Origin of the sequence: Paraburkholderia sp. BR13439 (genome assembly GCF_040948805.1) — a bacterium.
Classification (GTDB): domain Bacteria; phylum Pseudomonadota; class Gammaproteobacteria; order Burkholderiales; family Burkholderiaceae; genus Paraburkholderia; species Paraburkholderia youngii.
This window is the reverse complement of sequence record NZ_JBFPKN010000002.1, coordinates 410,340-430,059: the sequence shown is the minus strand read 5'-3', so window position 1 is coordinate 430,059 and position 19,720 is coordinate 410,340. Positions and strand designations below refer to the sequence as shown.

Below are 19,720 nucleotides of genomic sequence, written 5' to 3'. Positions count from 1 at the left end.
ACTCGTGACTTCCCGTCTCTTCGCCCTGATCCCGTGCGCAGGCACCGGCAGCCGTTCCGGCGCCGCGATGCCCAAGCAATACCGCACTGTCGCCGGCCGCGACATGCTGCATTACTCGCTCGCCGCGTTCGACGCGTGCAGCGAATTCACGCAGACGCTGGTCGTCATCGCACCCGACGACCAGCACTTCGACGCGCGCCGCTTCGGCAATCTGCGTTTCGCGGTGCGGCGCGTGGGCGGCGCGTCGCGCCAGGCGTCGGTGCTCAACGGTCTGCACGCGCTCGCCGAGTTCGGCGCCCACGACGACGATTGGGTGCTCGTGCACGACGCAGCCCGGCCCGGCATCACGCCGGCGCTGATCCGCACGCTGATCGGTTCGGTAAAGGACGATGCGGTCGGCGGCATCATGGCGCTGCCGGTCGCCGATACGCTAAAGCGTATCGATCGCACGTCGACCGATGGCCGCATCGCCCGTACCGAGGCACGCGACGGCTTGTGGCAGGCGCAGACGCCGCAGATGTTCCGCATCGGCATGCTGCGCGAGGCGATCCTGCGTGCGCAGGCCGACGGCCACGATCTGACCGACGAGGCGAGCGCGATCGAATGGTCGGGGCATGCGCCGAAGCTCGTGCAAGGCAGTCTGCGCAATTTCAAGGTCACGTATCCGGAAGATTTCGATCTGGCCGAGGCGATTCTGAGCCGCGCCGCCGGTTCGTGATACTTCGTATTTGCTCAATAGAAAGATTTGGAAAGGCTTTAAAGAAGCTTTAAACGCTTCAGCACTTGAGGATGTGACGCATATGGATTTCAGAATTGGGCAAGGCTACGACGTGCATGCGCTGGTGCCGGGACGCGCGTTGATCATCGGCGGCGTGACGATTCCGTACGAGCGCGGGCTGCTCGGTCACTCGGACGCGGACGTGCTGCTGCACGCAATCACCGACGCGCTGTTCGGCGCGGCCGCGCTGGGCGATATCGGCCGCCACTTCTCCGATACCGACGCGAAGTTCGCCGGCGCCGACAGCCGCGTGCTGCTGCGCGAATGCGTGGCGCGCGTGAAGGCGGCGGGTTTTGCGATCGGCAACGTCGACAGCAGCGTGATCGCGCAGGCGCCGAAGCTCGCGCCGCATATCGAAGGGATGCGCGCGAATATCGCGGCGGACCTCGGCCTGCCGATCGAGCGTGTGAACGTCAAGGCGAAGACGAACGAGAAGCTCGGTTATCTCGGCCGCGGCGAGGGCATCGAGGCGCAGGCCGCGGTGTTGTTGGTCAGGAGCTGAGCGGGCTTTGGTTTGCGTGACCGGCGGTGCCGCTTACAGCGTCGCGCCGCCGATCGTCCGATTGCTCGGACACAGTTCGTCCGTTTGCAGGCCGTCGAGGATGCGCAGCACTTCCTGGGGGTTACGGCCCACGTATAGATTGTTGACCGACACGTGCTGGATCGTGTTGTCCGGATCGACGATATAGGTCGCGCGCAGCGCGACGCCCGCTTCCTTGTCGCGCACGCCGAGCTGGTCGATCAGTTCGCCTTTCACGTCGCCGAACGAGTAGTGGTTAAGCCTGTCGAGCGCCTTGTCCTCGCGGCGCCACGCGAGCTTCACGTATTCGTTGTCGACGCTGCCGCCGAGCAGCACCGCCTCGCGGTCCTCGAACTCCTTGACGAGCTTGCTGAAATCGACGATTTCCGTCGGGCAGACCAGCGAAAAATCCTTCGGATAGAAGTAGATGATTTTCCACTTGCCCGGAAACGACTGATCGGTGATGTATTCGAACGCCGAGACGCCGTGCTCTTCGGGATGGTTGAAGCCCGGTTTCGCGGCAATGACGGTGAACGCTTCGAGTTTGTCGCCAACGGTTTTCATGCAAAGGCTCCTTCGGAAGTCACATAAAGCGGCGTGCTTCGAATCACGACGGCGCGCCGTGTCGCGCGTCGTCGGCTCACGCGCTTTTCGCGAGCGGAAACTCGATCGTCACTTCAAGTCCAGGTCCGGGCGAGCGGTTGCGCAGACGCAGCGCGCCGCGATAACGCGCGACGAGCCGCTGCACGATCGCCATGCCGAGGCCCGTGCCGTTGGCCTGGGTGCGCGCCGAATTCACGCGATAGAACGGCCGCGTGACGAGCGCGAGCTGGTCTTCGGGAATGCCGGGGCCTTCGTCGACCACCGACAGTTCGACGCGCGAATGCGACACGCGCGTTTCGAGAATCACGCGTGGCACACCGTCACCGTCGCTGAGACCATATTTGCGCGCGTTCTCGAGCAGATTGCCGACCACGCGCCGCATGTCGGTTTCATCGGCCTCGATCACCGCCGACGGAGCGAGCCGTGTGATCAGCCGCATGCTGTCCTCGCTTTGCATCCGCGCGGCGAGCTCGCTCGCGATCACCGACAGGTCGACCGGTTCCGGCACCCGCTGCACCGGACGCGCGTAATCGAGGAAGCGGCCGATGATCATGTCCATCTGCTCGATGTCGTCGACCATCGCGTCCTTGGTGGCCTGATCTGACGGGCTCATTTCGGTTTCGAGCCGCAGCCGCGCGAGCGGCGTGCGCAGATCGTGCGAGATGCCCGCGAGCATCAGCGCGCGATCGGCCTCGAGCTGTTCGAGGTCGCGCACCATCTGATTGAAGCTTCGATTGGTTTCGGCGGCGACGCCCATGCCGCGCTCGGGCAGCGGCTCGGGCGATTGCCCGGAGCCGACCCGACGCGCGGCCATCGCGAGGCGCGCAAAAGGCCGGTTCACCAGACTCGTGATGAACGCCGCGCCGAACAGCGACAGCGCAAGCGCGAACACGCCCCAGCCGGCCCACTGCAGGCCGGTCGCGTTATCGAGCTGATCGCGATCGAGGGCGACCCAGTAATCGTCGTCGTCGATCTTGAAGCTGATCCATACGCCGTTGATGTCGTTGACGCTCTGCGCGATCACCGTGTCGTCGCCGAGACGGCCGCGGATGTCGTGCTCGATCAGACGATTCAGTGATTCGTCGGGCTGGAGTTTGTATTTGTCGGTGGCTTCGCGCGGATACACGCGCACCCCTTCATTGCTCTCCAGATCCTGCAGCAGCGCGCGCCGCAGGTCTGGATCGGAATAGAGGAGTGCGGTGCGCGTGAGTTTGACGATCGCGACGAGTTGCAGAGCCACGCGCTGCGCGCGCGGCTCCCGCTCGATCACGCGAAAGCTCTGGAACCACGCGGCGAGACTGACTGCGATCAATAGCGCGATCAGCAGAAAGGTCCGCCAGAAAAGGCCGCCGAACGCGAGCGTCAGGAGGCGCCGGTCGATCCGCATGGGCCCTTCTTATCCGGAGTCAAAGACAGAAACTATATGGGACCGAAGCAGGTGCTTTGCATGAGACCAGATGACGCACTGAAGCGCGAACTCTGATCGACAGCTAAAGCGCCTGCTCTGGTCGACATGAAAACGGAGCACAAACTCAGGCTGCGCCGTCGGGAATGAACACGTAGCCGAGGCCCCACACGGTCTGAATGAAGCGCGGGCTGCCCGGGTCCGGCTCGATCAGCTTGCGCAGACGCGAGATCTGCACGTCGAGGCTGCGGTCGAAGACTTCGTATTCGCGGCCGCGTGCGAGCTCCATCAGCTTTTCGCGCGACAGCGGCTGACGCGGATGACGGGCGAACACCTTCAGCACCGAGAATTCACCGGTGGTAAGCGGAATTTCCTGGCCGGCCTTGGTCAGCGTGCGGGTGGCGAGATTCAGTGCGAACTCACCGAACTCGAACACCTCGGTGGTCTCGGACGGCGCGCCCGGCAACTCGGACGGCGACTGACGGCGCAGCACCGCGTGAATGCGCGCGACCAGTTCGCGCGGATTGAACGGCTTGGGCAGGTAGTCGTCGGCACCCATCTCGAGTCCGACGATGCGATCGACATCCTCACCCTTGGCCGTCAGCATGATGATCGGCGTGCGGTCGTTGCTGCCGCGCAGACGCCGGCAGATCGACAGGCCGTCTTCACCGGGCAGCATCAGATCGAGCACCAGCAGATCGAAGCGCTCGCGCACCCAGAGCTTGTTCATTGACGGCGCATTTTCGGCGACGTAGACGTTGAAGCCCTGCTCACCGAGATAGCGGCGCAGAAGATCGCGCAGGCGTGGATCGTCGTCGACGACGAGGATTTTCGAAGGGTTTTTGGTTTCCATGGTCGGCATCTTAGCGCGATTAGAAAGTGGTGCGCGGTTACACCATTTCTGGGGTTACAGTCAGTTACAAAATTTACCCGCGGTATGGCGCGACGTAAAGTATGCGCGTTTAGACTCCTTTACTGAATGCGGCTGTTCGGTGGATACTTCACTCGACAAAACTCTCGTACCCGGCTGTTACCGGGGTTTGTATACGCATCTGAGGTAGCCGGTTGCCGCGCCACGAAGGGAACAACATGAAGGGAGGGGTTTGGCCAAATGTGCGCCTGAGCGTGATTGCACTGGCGGTTGCCGGTACGCTCGCAGGCACACTGGGCCCGACGCTCGCCCATGCGCAGCCGTCCGCGGATAGAGCGGCGAGCGAGCATGCGCCCCGCTCCGGCAATGGCAAACCCAGCCACCGCAATCCGAGCATCGATCACCCTGCTTCTGACGTGATGTTGCGTACCGCGGTTCCCCCTGATCTCGATCAACGTCGGCGCGACGGGCATATGACGCCCGAAGAGCGTCGGCTGCTGCGGCAGCACATCGAAGACGCCGTGCGCGAGTTGTACAAGCGTTAGTCTCAGCGCGCGCATCGTCGCGTGAACAATCCTGTTGCACCTTCAGCTTCCACTTCCTGGTCCGCTGCTGTGTTGAGTCGCTAGCATCCGTTCGAGATTTCACGCGCAACGGATCAGCGTTGGCGAACCTTTTCAACGTGTGTGGTGAGCGTCGCGCGTTAGCGCGCGCAGCGAAGCGATATCGGCGTCTCCTGACGGGGTGTTCGGGCCCATTCCAATGCGTGCCGAGCGCATCACACGGAGACCGGACCAGCGTCGCAAGCAACAAATGCGGCTCGGACAGCGTTACGAGCTATTACGTGCAAGCTGAGTGCGCGCCGGTCGAACACGCCTTCGCCGCCAGTCGAGTTCGTGATCGGCGCATTGCGCGCATTCGATGTCGGCTACGACGATACCTCGCGGTTGGTCGCGCCGATCCGCGCGTTCGGGGCGAACCTGTTCTATCCGCCGAACGCCAAAGGCTGGCTGGGCGGGGCGTCGCGGATCAACAGATCGACGTTGCTCGCGCACAAGCAGTTCGTCGAGCAGCTGTTTCGCGCGACCATGAGTGCAGGGGCGCCGCGCATGAATGGCGCGGCCAGCGCTTGCCGCGAATCAGGTGCGCGCGCCGCTGCAGCGCGTCATGGCGCGCAATGGCCGGGGTGGCGTACGCTTTGACATCGCGATCTGGCTCGCGCAGAGGCAACGGGCGGCCCGGCACGCGCCATCATGATCACGACGAGGTGCAGCATGAAACGACGCAGCTTTCTGTCGATGAGCGCGGCCGCCGGCGCATTGCTGTGTTTGCCTCGCGCGCTCGCCGCGGAGGACGCGAACGCTGCGTATTGGCGGGATGCATCGAAAGCGTCGGTTGTGCCGGGGCGCGGTTACGACAACCTGCTGATCCTGATCGAACTCAAAGGCGGCAACGACGGTTTGAACACCGTGATCCCGTTCGCCGATCCCGCGTACTACGCGCTGCGCAAAAACATCGGCATCAAACGCGAACAGATGATCCACCTCGACGAGCGCACCGCGCTGCATCCAGCGTTGCAGCCGTTGATGCCGCTGTGGCGCAGCCGGCAACTCGCGATCGTGCAGGGTGTCGGCTACGCGCAGCCGAACCTGTCGCATTTCCGGTCGATCGAGATCTGGGATACCGCGTCACGCTCCGATCAGTATCTGCGCGACGGCTGGCTCACGCGCGCGTTCGCGATGAGGCCGGTGCCCGTCGACTTCGCGGCCGACGGCGTCGTGATCGGCAGCGCCGAAATGGGGCCGCTCGCAAATGGCGCGCGCGCGATCGCGCTGGTCAATCGCACGCAGTTCGTCGGGACCTTGCGACTCGCGACGCCGGTGCCTGAGTTGAAGACCGCGTTTCCTGATGGCGCGTTCGGCAGTTCGATCAAAACGGCGATGCAGGTGCTGGCCGCTTCGGACACCCTGAAGATAGCTGCCGCCGGACGCGCGCCAATGGAGCAGTCGTCGAGCGGCCGAGGTGTGGCCGTGATCCGGCTAACGCTGAACGGTTTCGATACGCACCAGAACCAGCGCGGACAGCACGCCGCGTTGCTTCAACACTTCGCGCAAGGGATGGTGGCGATGCAGGGCGCGCTCGTCGAGTTGGGCCGGTGGAACGATACGCTCGTGATGACGTATGCGGAGTTCGGGCGCCGTCCGCGCGAGAATGAGAGCAACGGCACCGATCACGGCACGGTGGCGCCGCACTTCGTGACGGGTGGTCGCGTGCGGGGCGGTTTGTATGGCGTACCGCCGATGCTTGCGCGGCTCGATGGAAATGGCAACCTGCCGGTGGGCGTGGATTTTCGCCAGATTTATGCGACGGTGCTCGGGCCCTGGTGGGGCTTGGACGCGTCGACGATTCTGCGGCAGCGGTTCGAGCCGCTGCCATTGCTGCGGGCGTGAGCGGATGGGCGCGAATCGACGCGCCTTGCTGTCACGCTACTTCGCGCGCCATGCGATCCATAGCTTGCGGATCGGCGTCAACGCGATGCGTTGATGCAGCACGTGATAACCGTCGCGCTCGATTTCATCGAGCAACGCCAACGCGAGCGCCGCGAGCGCGAGCAGCGTGCGCTGGGCACGCCGCGCGCTCGCGGGCACCGCGGCGAGCGCGCTCTGCACGGCATCGCGCGCGCGATGCGTCTCGAAGCGCATCAGCTCGGTGAACGCATCGGTGTATTTGCGGTTGATCAGATCAGCGGCGGTGACGTTGTAGCGCTGCATCTCGTCGATCGGAACGTAGATGCGGCCGTGCCGCGCATCGTTGCCGGTTTCGGCGACGAACTGCGCGAGCATCAGCGCCTCGCCGAGGGGAGCGGCCCACGTCGACGCTTGCTCGGCATCGTCGGCCGATCCGGCTGCCGCGGCGCGCGACACCAGCGACGCGAAATTGCCGCCGACCCCGCGCACATAGCGCCGCAGGTTCGGATAGTCGAGATAGCGTGCCTGGTCGAGATCCATCTCGAAGCCCGCGAGCAATTCCTGCAGAGCCGGATACTCGGCCTGCGCGTCGGGCAGATAGGCCGCGAGCGCCTTGGACACCGGATGCGACGGCGAGCCCGCGGCGAGCGCGGCGATTTCTTTCTGCCACCACGCGAGCTTGGTGCGGCCGACCGCGGGATCGCTCGTCTCCTTGACCGTTTCCTCGAACTCGCGACGCAATGCGAAGAGCGCCGTCAACAGCGGCTGACTGGCTGCACGGGCCTGGCGAAGCGCATAGTAGGTGCTCGATCCTGGGGGCGCCGCTTTCTGCTGGCAATAGTCGTCGAAATTCACGGGATGAGAGTGTGGGGACGGGCTGGCGAGAAGGGCGCTGGGGTCCGTTGCGGCGCCCCTCTCGACGAGCCGAAAATTGTAGCATCGGCGCCGCGCGCGCAGATACCGCCGGGTGCAGACAAGCGCGAATCAATCGGTTAGAATCTCGCGCTTACGCTTTCGGGCACGTGTTTGGCGCGCATGGAAGTGCACAGGACAATCGGGCACGACGCATCGCGGCGTACCCGGCTGCGAGGGTGGCGAAATTGGTAGACGCACCAGGTTTAGGTCCTGACGCCCGCAAGGGTGTAGGGGTTCGAGTCCCCTCCCTCGCACCATTTATCGGTAGTCAAGAAAAACCCCGTCAAGTCTTTGGACCGACGGGGTTTTTTCTTTGCTGCACGGTCTCTGCAAGGCCGCAGGGTTGCCCCGCGGCCTGTCATTGCGGCCGCGCGACTTAGGCGCCCGGCGTTCCCGGCGCTTGCTGCGAACCGGGCAACTCCGCTTGCGCGGCACCTTCGAGGAAGCGGCGCGTCGACTCGAACGCTTGCAGCATCTGGTCCGGCCACGGCGTTTGCAGCATCACGGCCTGATGATTTTCAAATGCCGACGACAGAAGTTTCGCCAGTTCCGGCGAACGAAGATGACGCAGCACGACGCTGACCGCGATTGCGGTTGCCTGGCTCGCGCCGGCGGTCTGAAGTTCCGACGCGGTGAGTGCCGCGACCTGTTTGTTGATGTCCACTGAAACGTCCCTGGATGAAAAAGAGGGTGAAGGCACGTTGGCCAATACTCAATTTTGACACGCGCCGCCCAATGCCGTGAAACGGCGCTCCTCAAATATGGCCGGTGCGCCACGCGTGATCACTCCCGCGCGTTCATCGCGCGAATTACCTTGTCGAGCGCCGCGCCGAACGCGGCCCTTTCTTCTTCGTCGAGACAGTCGAACATATCGCCGTTCCACTTGCGCGCGATCGGCATCACCTTGCGATACAGCGCGCGGCCTTCCTGCGTCAGCGAGACCAGCACGACGCGGCCGTCCGCGGCGCTCGTCTCGCGTTGCACGAGTCCCTGCCGGATCAGCGCTTCGGCTGCGCGACTCGCCTGGCTTTTGTCCAGATTGGCATGACGTGCCAGTTCCATGATCGAGAATGGTCCGAACGATCCCACCGACGCAATCACACGCGCTTCAGGCAGCGTTACGTCGAGCTTCGCCGCGTAGCGCGCGCTGATGCCGCGCTCGGCCAGTTTGTTTAGAACATGCAGACGATACGTGAGGAGCTGCTCGAGCCCGGTTTTGGCGGAGTCCTTCATGGTCACCCCGTGATGTGTGGAACGGTCGTGGCGCTGTGATTGTTGCGGCAACCGTTTCGCGGGTCAACGCACGCCGTATTTCAGCCGCGTCAACTGCTCGGCCTCGTTGGCGAGCAGGCGCGCTGCGTCGCGAATCGCGACGTCGAGCGTGATCGGCCCGGGCGCCGGCGAAAAGCAGCCGCTGAAGTGTTCGGCGAGCCGTGGCAGCGCGGCGGGGTCGACTGCGCCCGACAGCAGCGTGGCGGGCACGCCCGCGGCTCGCGCATGCGCGCACGCGATGAACGGCGCCTTGCCATGCAGCGTCTGTACGTCGGAGCGGCCTTCGCCGGTGATCAGCCAGTCGGCGCCGGCGAGCGCCGCGTCGAGGCCGATTTGCCGCGCGACGGTCTCCGCGCCCGGCTCGAACTGCGCGCCGAGCATATGCAACGCGAAGCCGAGGCCGCCTGCCGCGCCCGCGCCCGGCAGGTCGCGCGCGCTGTGGCCGAGCGCGGCTTCGAGCAGATCGGCGAAGCGAGCGAGCGCCGCGTCGATCGGTGCGACCTGTTCGGGCTTCACGCCTTTTTGCGGTCCGAAGATCGCGGTCGCGCCGTGCTCGCCGGTCAGCGGATTGTCGACGTCCGACATACCGACGAACTGCGTGTCGGCAAGCCGCGCGTCGAGTAGCGACGCATCGACCCGCGCCACGCGTGCAAGCTGCTCGGGCGTGCCTTCGAGCGCGTTGCCTTGCGCGTCGAACAGTTGCAGGCCGAGGCCGGTCAGCAAGCCGGCGCCGCCGTCGTTCGTGCTGCTGCCGCCGAGCGCGACGAAAAAGCGCCGCACGCCGGCGTCGAGGAACGCGCGAATCGCTTCGCCCATGCCACGCGTGCTGCGCGCCTCGACCGGCACGGCCATGCCAACTGGGTCCGTAATGCCGACGATTTCCGCCGTTTCGATGATTGCGCTGCCATCCGCGAGCAGGCCTGTGAGCGCCGCGCGCGTCGGGCCGGCCGCGCCGCGCACACTAAGCGTGCGGCGCTCGCCGCCGCTCGTGAGCATAGCGTCGAGCGTGCCTTCGCCGCCGTCGGCCATCGGACAAATGCGCACGCTTGCGTCGGGGCGTGCACGCTGGATGCCGGCTGCGACCGCCTGCGCGACCTCTTCCGCGCTGAGCGAGCCTTTGAATGAATCGGGAGCGATGACGACGACAGGCGAGGGCGACGAATTCGGCATGGTGTCTCTGAGAGGTTTGAGTCGTTGTAAGCGGTTGCTGGCGCCGATGAAGCGACCGGCTGCTGGTGACCGGCGGTGGTGGCCCGACCGAGTGCGTTAGCTTATCAGCATGGGGGCGTCGGCTGAATATGTCGAAAGGCATAGGCGGGATCGCTGCAAACCGGATAGCGACGCCAGAGACAAACCACGCTTGCTGTGCCAAAACAACCCGAAAATGCCCCGCAAAACGCGCAGAATGAAGGGAAAACTCGATGCATTCATCGAATCCCGGCTTGGCGCGCAAATAGTTTGCTAAAATATTTGGCTCTTTGGACTCAACCGTGCTGCCGGCGGCCTGCAAGCCCGCGGCGCAGGTGCGCGATCGATGCAATCGGCGCAAATCGATGCGAAGCGACATCGACGGGCAGCACGGAGAAGATAACTGATTCGCTCGAATAATTTTAGGACGATTGAAGCCATGGCTAACGTTGTTGAAAACCTCGGCAAGCTCGAACGCCGCGTGACGATTTCCCTGCCGAAGGATGCCGTGCAGAAGGAAGTGGATTCGCGTATCCGTCAACTCGCGAAGAACGTGCGCATGCCGGGTTTCCGCCCGGGCAAGGTGCCGCTCAAGATGGTCACGCAACAGTATTCGGGCCAGGTGGAAGCCGAAGTGCTGAGCGACAAGGTCGGCAAGGAATTCTTCGACATCAGCCGCACCGAGAACCTGCGTGTCGCGGGTCAGCCGAGCTTCGCGCCGAAGACCGACGCCGCTGAAGGCAGCTACGCGTTCGACGCGACCTTCGAGGTGTACCCGGAAGTGAAGCTGGGCGACGTCGCCACGGCTGAAATCGAGCGCACCACGACCACCATCAGCGAAGCGGAAATCGACCGCACGCTGGACATCCTGCGCAAGCAGCGCGTGCACTTCCACGCTCGCGGCGAAGCCGGCGAGCACGGCGACGGCGGCGCTGACGCGTCTGCCAAAGAAGGCGACCGCGTGACGGTCGATTTCGTCGGCAAGATCGACGGTGAAGCGTTCCAGGGCGGTAGCGCCGAAGACTTCGGCTTCATCCTCGGCGAAGGCCGCATGCTGCCGGAATTCGAAAAAGCGGCGCTCGGCCTGAAGGTCGGCGAAGCGAAGGAATTCGACCTGAAGTTCCCGGACGACTACCACGGCAAGGAAGTGGCGGGCAAGACGGCGCAATTCACGATCACGATGAAGAAGATCGAATGGCCGCATCTGCCGGAAGTCGATGGCGAATTCGCGAAATCGCTCGGTATCCAGGACGGCGATCTGACCAAGATGCGCGCCGAAATCAAGGACAACCTCGAGCGCGAAGCGAAGCGCCGCACGCAAGCCATCGTCAAGAATCAGGTGATGGACGCGCTGCTGAAGATCTCGGAACTCGACGTGCCGAACGCGCTGATCGAACAGGATCAGGAACGCCTCGTCGCTATGGCTCGCCAGGATCTGGAGCAGCGTGGCGTGCCGAACGCGAAGGACGCGCCGATCCCGGCTGCGATGTTCAAGGAACAGGCCGAGCGCCGCGTCAAGCTGGGTCTCGTGTTGGCCGAGCTCGTCAAGGCGAACGGACTCCAGGCGAAGCCGGAGCAGATCCGTGCCGAAGTCGACGAATTCGCGAAAAGCTACGAAGACCCGAAGGAAGTCGTCCGCTGGTATTATTCGAACCAGCAACGTCTTGCTGAAATGGAAGCGTACGTCGTTGAAGCCAACGTCGTCGACTTCGTCCTCAGCAAGGCCAAGGTGACGGACAAGGAAGTGAGCTTCGAGGAACTGGCAAGCGCAACGGCGCAAGCGTAAGCGTCGCTGCAACGGCGTGCCGGCTGTCGGAGCGACCGACGGCCCGCACGCCGTTTTTTTGCGCCGCGAGAGTGTGTGACGTACCGGATCCCGGTCGTGGGTGCACACAAAGACGGCACTTGAATACGGGCTCGTCGCACCAACCTGTGTCTAGCAGCTAATATTCAGAATATTTCCAGACAAGGATCCATTGCATGACCTTTCGCGCCCAAATGCTGGACACGTTGACCTCCCAGTCGTCCCGGGATCTCGAAGCGCAGGCACTCGGTCTGGTGCCGATCGTCGTGGAAACGAGCGGCCGGGGCGAGCGTTCGTATGATATTTATTCGCGTCTGCTGAAGGAACGCATTGTGTTCCTCGTAGGCGAAGTGAACGACCAGACAGCCAACCTGGTGGTTGCGCAGATGCTGTTTCTCGAAAGCGAGAATCCGGACAAGGACATCTACTTCTACATCAACAGCCCGGGCGGCTCCGTGTCTGCCGGTATGGCGATCTACGATACGATGCAGTTCATCAAGCCGGACGTTTCGACTCTTTGCATGGGGCTCGCGGCAAGCATGGGCGCGTTTCTGCTCGCGGCCGGCGCGAAGGGCAAGCGTTTCGCGCTGCCCAATTCGCGTGTAATGATTCACCAGCCGCTCGGCGGCGCGCGCGGTCAGGCATCGGACATCGAAATCCAGGCGCGCGAAATCCTGTACCTGAAGGATCGACTGAATCATCTGCTCGCGCATCACACCGGTCAGCCCGTCGAGCGCATCGCGCGTGACACCGACCGCGATAATTTCATGTCCGGCGATGACGCGCAGGCGTACGGCCTTGTTGACCAAGTGGCGCACAAGCGTCCTTGATCTGGTACGGTTTTGCCACGCTGTTTTGCCCACTCTTGCGGCAAAACCGTCATCGGGCCGGTGGTGAATGTTCAACTTCCGTCCGGGCGTCTGCGGCAAGCGCCGTTATCCTGCTCACTAGCTCTGCCGCGCCCAAACTGCGTGGCGGGGGCAAACGGCGTATTATGTAATCCGGTGTCCGGAGGCTCACACATCTATGGCGGACAAGAAAGGTTCTAACAGCGAAAAGCTGTTGTATTGCTCGTTTTGCGGCAAGAGCCAGCATGAGGTGAAGAAACTGATTGCTGGCCCGTCGGTATTCATCTGCGATGAATGTATCGATCTATGCAACGAAATCATTCGTGACGAGGCTGCAGGCGCGGGCATCGAGGCGGGCTTGTCCAAGTCCGACCTGCCGACTCCGCAGGAAATCCGCGAAATTCTCGACCAGTACGTGATCGGTCAGGAACGTGCGAAGAAAATCCTCGCGGTCGCGGTCTACAACCACTACAAGCGTCTCAAGCATCTCGACAAGAAGGACGAAATCGAGCTGTCGAAGAGCAACATTCTGCTGATCGGCCCGACCGGCTCCGGCAAGACGCTGCTCGCGCAGACGCTCGCGCGCCTTCTGAACGTGCCGTTCGTGATCGCCGACGCGACCACGCTGACGGAAGCCGGCTATGTTGGTGAAGATGTCGAGAACATCATCCAGAAGCTGCTGCAGAATTGTAATTACGAGGTGGACAAGGCGCAGCGCGGCATCGTCTACATCGACGAAATCGACAAGATCAGCCGCAAGTCCGACAACCCGTCCATCACGCGCGACGTGTCGGGCGAGGGCGTGCAGCAGGCTCTGTTGAAGCTGGTCGAGGGCACGATGGCCTCGGTGCCGCCGCAAGGCGGTCGTAAGCATCCGAACCAGGATTTCATCCAGGTCGATACGACCAACATCCTGTTCATCTGCGGCGGTGCGTTCGACGGCCTGGAAAAGGTCATCGTCGATCGTACCGAGAAGACTGGCATCGGTTTCGGCGCGAGCGTGAAGAGCAAACAGGACCGCGATGCTGGCGAAGTGTTGCGCGAAGTGGAGCCGGAAGACCTGATCAAGTTCGGCCTGATTCCGGAACTGATCGGCCGTCTGCCGGTGGTCGCGACGCTCGGCAAGCTCGACGAAGCGGCGCTGATGAAGATTCTCGTCGAACCGAAGAACGCGCTGGTCAAGCAGTATCACAAGCTCTTCAGCATGGAGCGCGTCGAGCTGGAAATTCGCCCGGCCGCGTTGCAGGCCGTGGCGCGCAAGGCGATCCGCCGCAAGACCGGCGCGCGTGGCCTGCGTTCGATTCTGGAACAGGCGTTGCTCGACGTGATGTACGACCTGCCGCAAATGAAAGGTGTCAGCAAGGTCATCATCGACGACAACGTTATCGACGGCGACGGCAAACCGCTGCTGATCTACGAAGACGCGCCGAAGGTCGCGGGTTCGAACTGATCGGCTTTCGAGTTCTGCAAAAAAGCCGTTCATGGCGACGTGAACGGCTTTTTCGTTTATCGTGTGGTCAGGCTGGTTGTTCTCAACTATGGAGTCACTGAACCTTCGGAGTCACTGAACTTTTCCCACACGCGGAGGCTTGCAATATTTTCTGCTGGCCTCACCTATCGAACGAACTGATTCCACTCATGGGGAAATGAAATGTCAGGAACCCAACTCCTCCCGCCGGAACGCATTACGCTGCCGCTGCTCCCGCTGCGCGACGTAGTCGTTTTCCCGCACATGGTGATTCCGCTCTTCGTAGGCCGCCCGAAGTCGATCAAGGCTCTCGAAGCAGCGATGGAAGGCGGCAAGCACATCATGCTCGTCGCCCAGAAAACGGCTGCGAAAGATGAGCCGACCGAAAAGGACATGTACGAAGTAGGGTGTATCGCCAACATCCTGCAGATGCTGAAACTGCCCGACGGTACCGTGAAGGTGCTCGTCGAAGGCTTGCAGCGCGCGAAGACGCTTTCCATCGAAGAACAGGAAACGCAGTTCTCGTGCGAAGTCATGCCGCTCGAACCCGACCATGCCGACAGCGCTGAAACCGAAGCGCTGCGTCGCGCGATCGTGTCGCAGTTCGACCAGTATGTGAAGCTGAACAAGAAGATCCCGCCGGAGATCCTCACTTCCTTGTCGGGTATCGACGAAGCCGGGCGTCTCGCGGACACGATTGCCGCGCATCTGCCGCTCAAGCTCGACCAGAAGCAGCACATCCTCGAGATGTTCCCGGTGATCGAGCGGCTCGAGCATCTGCTCGCGCAACTCGAAGCCGAGATCGACATCCTGCAGGTCGAAAAGCGTATCCGTGGGCGCGTGAAGCGTCAGATGGAGAAGAGCCAGCGCGAGTACTACCTGAACGAACAGGTCAAGGCGATCCAGAAGGAACTCGGCGAAGGCGAAGAAGGTGCGGATCTCGAGGAGCTCGAGAAGCGCATCACGGCTGCCCGCATGCCGAAGGAAGCGAAGAAGAAGGCCGACGCCGAGCTGAAGAAGCTCAAGCTGATGTCGCCGATGTCGGCGGAAGCGACGGTCGTGCGCAACTACATCGACACGCTGATCGGCTTGCCGTGGCGCAAGAAGAGCAAGGTCAACAACGACCTGTCGAATGCGGAACGCGTGCTCGACGAAGACCACTTCGGTCTCGAGAAGGTGAAGGAACGCATCCTCGAGTACCTCGCGGTCCAGCAACGTGTCGACAAAGTCAAGGCGCCGATCCTGTGCCTCGTTGGGCCTCCGGGTGTCGGTAAGACTTCGCTCGGCCAGTCGATCGCGCGCGCGACGAACCGCAAGTTCGTGCGCATGGCATTGGGCGGCGTGCGTGACGAAGCCGAGATTCGCGGCCACCGTCGTACGTACATCGGTTCGATGCCGGGCAAGATCCTGCAGAGCCTGACCAAGGTCGGCGTGCGCAATCCGCTCTTCCTGCTCGACGAAGTCGACAAGATGGGCCAGGATTTCCGCGGCGATCCGTCGTCGGCGCTGCTCGAAGTGCTCGATCCGGAACAGAACCATACGTTTGCCGATCACTACGTCGAGGTCGATTTCGATCTGTCGGACGTGATGTTCGTCGCGACGTCGAACTCGCTGAACATTCCGCCGCCGCTGCTCGACCGGATGGAAGTGATTCGTCTGTCCGGCTATACGGAAGACGAGAAGGTCAGCATCGCGCAGCGTTATCTGTTGCCGAAGCAGAAGAAGAACAACGGCCTCAAGGATGGCGAGGTCGATGTGACCGAATCCGCGATCCGCGACATCATTCGCTACTACACGCGTGAAGCGGGCGTGCGTTCGCTCGAGCGTGAAGTGTCGAAGATTTGCCGCAAGGTCGTGAAGATGCTTCTGCTGAAGAAGGCGGAAGGCGCGGTGAAGGTCGACGGTAGCAATCTCGACACGTTCCTCGGCGTGCGCAAGTATGACTTCGGTCTGGCCGCAAAGGAAAATCAGGTGGGCCAGGTCACGGGTCTCGCGTGGACGGAAGTGGGCGGCGATCTGCTGACTATCGAAGCCGCAGTGATGCCGGGCAAGGGCAATGTGATCCGCACGGGTTCGCTCGGCGACGTGATGAAGGAATCCGTCGAAGCGGCGCGCTCGGTCGTGCGTTCGCGTTCACGTCGTCTTGGCATCAAGGACGAAGCGTTCGACAAGCAGGATATTCATATCCACGTGCCGGAAGGCGCGACGCCGAAAGATGGTCCTTCGGCTGGTATCGCGATGACGACCGCGCTGGTGTCGGTGTTGACCGGTATTCCGGTGCGCGCCGATGTCGCGATGACGGGCGAAATCACGTTGCGTGGCGAAGTCCTGCCGATCGGCGGCCTGAAGGAGAAACTGCTCGCGGCGCATCGCGGTGGTATCAAGCTGGTGCTGATTCCGGAAGAAAACGTCAAGGACTTGACGGAGATTCCGGACAACGTGAAGAACGCGATCGAAATCGTGCCGGTCCGCTGGATCGACAAGGTGCTCGAACTTGCGCTCGAACGCGTGCCGCAGGCGTTGCCGGAAGAAGAACCGAAGCCTTCGGCGCCGGTTGGTGCCGAGCCGGGCAAGGATGCCGCGACGGACGTCGTCAAGCACTAAGGTCCGAAGCGCATCCGAATGCGCTGACGTCAAAGCATTCAGCAGCGCTGTTGCTCGCTGAAGCAGAAAACCCGCGGTCAAGGCCGCGGGTTTTTTATTGCTCGCACGACCTTGGCGCTGTGTCGCATCACCAGACTGTCCGCTGCAACATACTTTGATGAAAGCGCCCCTCTAAAATCACGTCGATCAGGCTCAACCCGGTTGACACAAGGGTTTCGGCCGCTTCTAATGGGGCGGCCTGGCGTTAGCGCCGGCCGCGTGGCGGGAGGTGCTGGAAAGCACTGTCACGATTGCCAATAACCATTCACGGGGGTTTTGAATGAACAAGACGGAATTGATCGATCACATCGCACAGCAAGCCGACATTTCGAAGGCTGCGGCCGGCCGTGCGCTCGATGCAGTCATCGCGGGCGTCAAAAGCACGTTGAAGAAGGGCGGATCGGTCACGCTGGTTGGCTTTGGCACGTTCGCGGTCGGCAAGCGCACGGCGCGCACCGGGCGCAATCCGCGCACGGGCGCCGCGATCAAAATCAAGGCGGCAAAAGTTCCTAAATTTAGACCTGGCAAAGCGCTGAAGGATGCGCTAAACTAACGGGCTTGCTGCTTGAGGAATTGCTTGACCCGGTTGCATCGTCGATTCATCGGGTGAGCGGCTGCAAGGCAGAAAACACATCAAGCACTGAATCACGAAACGGGTGCTTAGCTCAGTTGGTAGAGCGGCGCCCTTACAAGGCGTAGGTCGGGAGTTCGAGCCTCTCAGCACCCACCAGTTTCAGATTCGGCGGCAGTGTTTTCAGTAGCAAGAGCGCCGTAAAAGGAGTGGTAGTTCAGTCGGTTAGAATACCGGCCTGTCACGCCGGGGGTCGCGGGTTCGAGTCCCGTCCACTCCGCCAGTATCCACGAAAGGCGAACTCCGGTTCGCCTTTTTTGTTGCCCGCTGAGGTAAGATCGGGCGTTCTGTTTTTGGCATCCCTCACGCATGCTCGATTTTTTCCGCAATCACCAACGCCTGATGATGTTCATGCTCATCCTCGTCATTTTGCCGGGGTTGGGTTTTGTGGGTATTCAGGGCTTCCGCGGCTTCTTTGACGAAAGCGCAAACGTCGCGAGTGTCAACGGTCACAAGATCACCCGCGTCGAATATGACGACGCGATGCGCCAGCAGATCGACCGGGGGCGTCAGATGCTCGGTGCACAGTTCGACATGAAGTCGTTCGACACACCGGAGCGCCGCCGCCAGATGCTCGACGGCATGATCGAGCAGCGTGTGCTCGCCGACGAAACGCAGCGTCTGCATCTGACCGCATCGGACGACGCGGTGCGCCGTGCGCTGCTGTCCGATCCGGTGATTTCGTCGCTGAAAAATCCCGACGGTTCGATCGACCTCGAGCGCTACAAGCAGTTGCTCGCGATGCAGGGCATGACGCCCGATCAGTACGACGAGCGCATGCGCTACAACCTCGCGATGCAACAGCTGCCCGCGAGCATCGCGGCGAGCGCGTTCACGTCGAAGACGCTTGCGCAGCACCTGACCGAGCTGGCCCAGCAGCAGCGTGAAGTGCAGGGCGTCGCGTTCCATCCGCACGATTACGAAGCGAAGATCCAGCCGACCGATGCGCAACTGCAAACGTATTACGACGCGCATCGCAACGACTTCGCGACGCCCGCTACCGCGACGATCCAGTATCTGGTGATGTCGCCGGCCACGCTGGGCGCATCGGTGCAGCCGAGCGACGCGGACCTGAAGAAATACTACGACGACAACATCGCCCACTTCCGCACCGAAGGTGAAGTCCGCGCGAGCCACATCCTGATCGCGGCACCGAAGGACGCGAGCGCGGCCGACAAGGCCAAGGCGAAGCAGAAAGCCGAGGAGTTGCTCGCGCAGCTCAAGGCGCATCCAGACCAGTTCGCGCAGATCGCGCAGCAGAGCTCGCAGGACCCGGGTTCGGCATCGAAGGGCGGCGATCTCGGTTACTTCGGCCGCGGCATGATCGCGGGCGGCCAGGCGTTCGACGACGCGGTGTTCGCGCTGAAGAAGGACGAAATCAGTGGCATCGTGCAGACGGACTTCGGCTTCCACATCATCAAGGTCACTGATGTAAAGCCGGCGGTCACGAAATCGTTCGACGAAGTGAAAGACCAGATCACCAGGGAGCTGAAGACGCAACTGGCGAGCAAGGCGTTCACCGACGGCTCGGAAGGCTTCACGTCGCTGGTCTATGAAAAGGCCAAGAGCCTGCAGCCGGCCGCGGACAAGTTCAAGCTGCAGATCCAGACCGCGACGGTCACGCCACAGCCGGACGCGAAGCTGCCGCCCGACAGCCCGCTGAACAATCCGAAATTCCTCGCAGCCGTATTCGCGAACGACTCGGTATCGGCGCACAACAACACGCAGGCCATCGACGTCGGCAATAACACGCTGATCGCCGCGCGCGTGACGGATTACAAGCCCGCCGCCGTGCCCGCCTTCGACGCGGTGAAGGACTCGGTACGTCAGAAGGTCATCGCCGAGCAGGCGAACGAAGCGGCGCACAAGGACGGCGCTGCGAAGCTGGCCGAGTTCGAGAAATCGAAGGCGACCGCCGGTTTCTCGTCGCCGCTGAAGGTATCGCGCAATGACGCGCAGGGGGTGCCGCCTGCCGCACTGAGCGCGATCTACAAGGTGGATGCGCAAAAGTTGCCGGCCTACGTCGGTGTCGATCTCGGCGATGACGGCTATGCGATTTATCGCGTGAACCAGATCGTGCCGCCCGCGGCCACCGACGCGCAGCATCTCGCCGTCGCGCAGCAGCAGATTGCGCAGGTGGACGCGCAGTCGCAGGCCGAGGCCTATCTGAAGGCGCTGCGCGAGCGCTCGAAGGTGCAGTTCTACGGCACGCTCGACAACGCCGCGCAGACGGCCGACCAGTAAGCTGCGGTAGTCCGCAGTAAGCCGGAGTAAGCATTACCTGCCGGTCAAAAGAAAAGCCCCGC

Annotated in this window: 18 protein-coding genes and 3 tRNA genes; 14 read left to right on the top strand and 7 right to left on the bottom strand. The window is 62.5% G+C overall.

The features are described 5' to 3' along the window. Positions 1 to 4 precede the first annotated feature (4 nt). Positions 5 to 718 carry a 2-C-methyl-D-erythritol 4-phosphate cytidylyltransferase gene (gene ispD / locus AB3X96_RS05850; protein WP_368588957.1) on the top strand — a complete coding sequence of 238 codons (714 nt, stop codon included), beginning with the start codon at positions 5 to 7 and terminating at the stop codon, positions 716 to 718. Between the two features lie 82 nt (positions 719 to 800). Continuing rightward, a complete protein-coding gene (gene ispF / locus AB3X96_RS05845; protein WP_018432029.1) occupies positions 801 to 1,280 on the top strand; it encodes a 2-C-methyl-D-erythritol 2,4-cyclodiphosphate synthase in 480 nt (159 codons plus the stop codon). 33 nt (positions 1,281 to 1,313) lie between these two features. Here ispF and AB3X96_RS05840 read toward each other — a convergent pair whose 3' ends face one another. The 3 genes from AB3X96_RS05840 to ompR form a co-directional block, all read right to left on the bottom strand. Next, positions 1,314 to 1,862 carry a peroxiredoxin gene (locus AB3X96_RS05840; protein ID WP_368588956.1) on the bottom strand — a complete coding sequence of 183 codons (549 nt, stop codon included), beginning with the start codon at positions 1,860 to 1,862 and terminating at the stop codon, positions 1,314 to 1,316. A 76-nt stretch (positions 1,863 to 1,938) separates the two neighbouring features. Continuing rightward, a complete protein-coding gene (locus tag AB3X96_RS05835) occupies positions 1,939 to 3,288 on the bottom strand; it encodes an ATP-binding protein (RefSeq protein ID WP_176108611.1) in 1,350 nt (449 codons plus the stop codon). A gap of 145 nt (positions 3,289 to 3,433) precedes the next feature. Continuing rightward, positions 3,434 to 4,159: a two-component system response regulator OmpR gene (gene ompR, locus AB3X96_RS05830; protein ID WP_033379433.1), complete on the bottom strand. Its 726-nt coding sequence runs from the start codon at positions 4,157 to 4,159 to the stop codon at positions 3,434 to 3,436. A 236-nt stretch (positions 4,160 to 4,395) separates the two neighbouring features. Between ompR and AB3X96_RS05825 the strand changes: the two genes are divergently transcribed. The 3 genes from AB3X96_RS05825 (at position 4,396) to AB3X96_RS05815 (ending at position 6,627) form a co-directional block, all read left to right on the top strand. Beyond that, positions 4,396 to 4,722, top strand: coding sequence for a hypothetical protein (locus AB3X96_RS05825; RefSeq protein WP_176108610.1), 327 nt, complete (start codon positions 4,396 to 4,398; stop codon positions 4,720 to 4,722). Positions 4,723 to 5,073: 351 nt separating this feature from the next. Then, a complete protein-coding gene (locus AB3X96_RS05820; RefSeq protein WP_368588955.1) occupies positions 5,074 to 5,379 on the top strand; it encodes a hypothetical protein in 306 nt (101 codons plus the stop codon). A 72-nt stretch (positions 5,380 to 5,451) separates the two neighbouring features. Beyond that, positions 5,452 to 6,627 (top strand): DUF1501 domain-containing protein, encoded by a 1,176-nt coding sequence (locus AB3X96_RS05815; RefSeq protein WP_368588954.1) that lies wholly within the window; start codon positions 5,452 to 5,454, stop codon positions 6,625 to 6,627. Between the two features lie 36 nt (positions 6,628 to 6,663). On the opposite strand, the gene AB3X96_RS05810 is transcribed toward AB3X96_RS05815, so the two are convergent. Continuing rightward, positions 6,664 to 7,500, bottom strand: a complete 837-nt coding sequence (locus AB3X96_RS05810; protein ID WP_176108607.1) for a squalene/phytoene synthase family protein — start codon at positions 7,498 to 7,500, stop codon at positions 6,664 to 6,666. A 230-nt stretch (positions 7,501 to 7,730) separates the two neighbouring features. Between AB3X96_RS05810 and AB3X96_RS05805 the strand changes: the two genes are divergently transcribed. After that, positions 7,731 to 7,817: transfer RNA gene (locus tag AB3X96_RS05805), tRNA-Leu, on the top strand. Positions 7,818 to 7,936: 119 nt separating this feature from the next. Here the strand turns inward: AB3X96_RS05805 and AB3X96_RS05800 are convergent. The 3 genes from AB3X96_RS05800 to AB3X96_RS05790 form a co-directional block, all read right to left on the bottom strand. Continuing rightward, positions 7,937 to 8,224 carry a hypothetical protein gene (locus AB3X96_RS05800; protein ID WP_176108606.1) on the bottom strand — a complete coding sequence of 96 codons (288 nt, stop codon included), beginning with the start codon at positions 8,222 to 8,224 and terminating at the stop codon, positions 7,937 to 7,939. Positions 8,225 to 8,343: 119 nt separating this feature from the next. Then, positions 8,344 to 8,793, bottom strand: a complete 450-nt coding sequence (locus AB3X96_RS05795) for a MarR family winged helix-turn-helix transcriptional regulator (protein WP_368588953.1) — start codon at positions 8,791 to 8,793, stop codon at positions 8,344 to 8,346. Between the two features lie 63 nt (positions 8,794 to 8,856). Next, on the bottom strand, positions 8,857 to 10,002 hold the full coding sequence (locus AB3X96_RS05790) for a glycerate kinase (protein WP_368588952.1): 1,146 nt from the start codon (positions 10,000 to 10,002) through the stop codon (positions 8,857 to 8,859). A gap of 457 nt (positions 10,003 to 10,459) precedes the next feature. Here AB3X96_RS05790 and tig point away from each other — a divergent pair, with 457 nt between their 5' ends. The 8 genes from tig (at position 10,460) to AB3X96_RS05750 (ending at position 19,658) form a co-directional block, all read left to right on the top strand. Beyond that, positions 10,460 to 11,806 (top strand): trigger factor, encoded by a 1,347-nt coding sequence (tig, locus tag AB3X96_RS05785; protein WP_368588951.1) that lies wholly within the window; start codon positions 10,460 to 10,462, stop codon positions 11,804 to 11,806. A 194-nt stretch (positions 11,807 to 12,000) separates the two neighbouring features. Further along, positions 12,001 to 12,654, top strand: a complete 654-nt coding sequence (gene clpP / locus AB3X96_RS05780; protein WP_013089401.1) for an ATP-dependent Clp endopeptidase proteolytic subunit ClpP — start codon at positions 12,001 to 12,003, stop codon at positions 12,652 to 12,654. 196 nt (positions 12,655 to 12,850) lie between these two features. Further along, positions 12,851 to 14,122 (top strand): ATP-dependent Clp protease ATP-binding subunit ClpX, encoded by a 1,272-nt coding sequence (gene clpX, locus AB3X96_RS05775; RefSeq protein WP_013089402.1) that lies wholly within the window; start codon positions 12,851 to 12,853, stop codon positions 14,120 to 14,122. Positions 14,123 to 14,323: 201 nt separating this feature from the next. Continuing rightward, positions 14,324 to 16,744, top strand: a complete 2,421-nt coding sequence (gene lon, locus AB3X96_RS05770; RefSeq protein ID WP_018432018.1) for an endopeptidase La — start codon at positions 14,324 to 14,326, stop codon at positions 16,742 to 16,744. Between the two features lie 319 nt (positions 16,745 to 17,063). Next, a complete protein-coding gene (locus tag AB3X96_RS05765; RefSeq protein WP_008923411.1) occupies positions 17,064 to 17,336 on the top strand; it encodes an HU family DNA-binding protein in 273 nt (90 codons plus the stop codon). 101 nt (positions 17,337 to 17,437) lie between these two features. Next, a tRNA-Val gene (locus tag AB3X96_RS05760) sits at positions 17,438 to 17,513 on the top strand. A gap of 47 nt (positions 17,514 to 17,560) precedes the next feature. Then, positions 17,561 to 17,637 (top strand) — tRNA-Asp (locus tag AB3X96_RS05755). 86 nt (positions 17,638 to 17,723) lie between these two features. Next, the gene (locus AB3X96_RS05750; protein ID WP_368588950.1) at positions 17,724 to 19,658 is read left to right on the top strand and encodes a SurA N-terminal domain-containing protein; all 1,935 of its coding nucleotides are present in this window, start codon (positions 17,724 to 17,726) and stop codon (positions 19,656 to 19,658) included. Positions 19,659 to 19,720: the final 62 nt, after the last annotated feature.

Excerpts from the sequence above, each read along its gene's own strand:
- ispF (WP_018432029.1), top strand. The coding sequence starts at position 801 with ATGGATTTCAGAATTGGGCAAGGCTACGACGTGCATGCGCTGGTGCCG.
- AB3X96_RS05840 (WP_368588956.1), bottom strand. The coding sequence starts at position 1,862 with ATGAAAACCGTTGGCGACAAACTCGAAGCGTTCACCGTCATTGCCGCG.
- AB3X96_RS05835 (WP_176108611.1), bottom strand. The coding sequence starts at position 3,288 with ATGCGGATCGACCGGCGCCTCCTGACGCTCGCGTTCGGCGGCCTTTTC.
- ompR (WP_033379433.1), bottom strand. The coding sequence starts at position 4,159 with ATGGAAACCAAAAACCCTTCGAAAATCCTCGTCGTCGACGACGATCCA.
- AB3X96_RS05825 (WP_176108610.1), top strand. The coding sequence starts at position 4,396 with ATGAAGGGAGGGGTTTGGCCAAATGTGCGCCTGAGCGTGATTGCACTG.
- AB3X96_RS05815 (WP_368588954.1), top strand. The coding sequence starts at position 5,452 with ATGAAACGACGCAGCTTTCTGTCGATGAGCGCGGCCGCCGGCGCATTG.
- AB3X96_RS05795 (WP_368588953.1), bottom strand. The coding sequence starts at position 8,793 with ATGAAGGACTCCGCCAAAACCGGGCTCGAGCAGCTCCTCACGTATCGT.
- AB3X96_RS05790 (WP_368588952.1), bottom strand. The coding sequence starts at position 10,002 with ATGCCGAATTCGTCGCCCTCGCCTGTCGTCGTCATCGCTCCCGATTCA.
- tig (WP_368588951.1), top strand. The coding sequence starts at position 10,460 with ATGGCTAACGTTGTTGAAAACCTCGGCAAGCTCGAACGCCGCGTGACG.
- clpP (WP_013089401.1), top strand. The coding sequence starts at position 12,001 with ATGACCTTTCGCGCCCAAATGCTGGACACGTTGACCTCCCAGTCGTCC.
- clpX (WP_013089402.1), top strand. The coding sequence starts at position 12,851 with ATGGCGGACAAGAAAGGTTCTAACAGCGAAAAGCTGTTGTATTGCTCG.
- lon (WP_018432018.1), top strand. The coding sequence starts at position 14,324 with ATGTCAGGAACCCAACTCCTCCCGCCGGAACGCATTACGCTGCCGCTG.
- AB3X96_RS05765 (WP_008923411.1), top strand. The coding sequence starts at position 17,064 with ATGAACAAGACGGAATTGATCGATCACATCGCACAGCAAGCCGACATT.
- AB3X96_RS05750 (WP_368588950.1), top strand. The coding sequence starts at position 17,724 with ATGCTCGATTTTTTCCGCAATCACCAACGCCTGATGATGTTCATGCTC.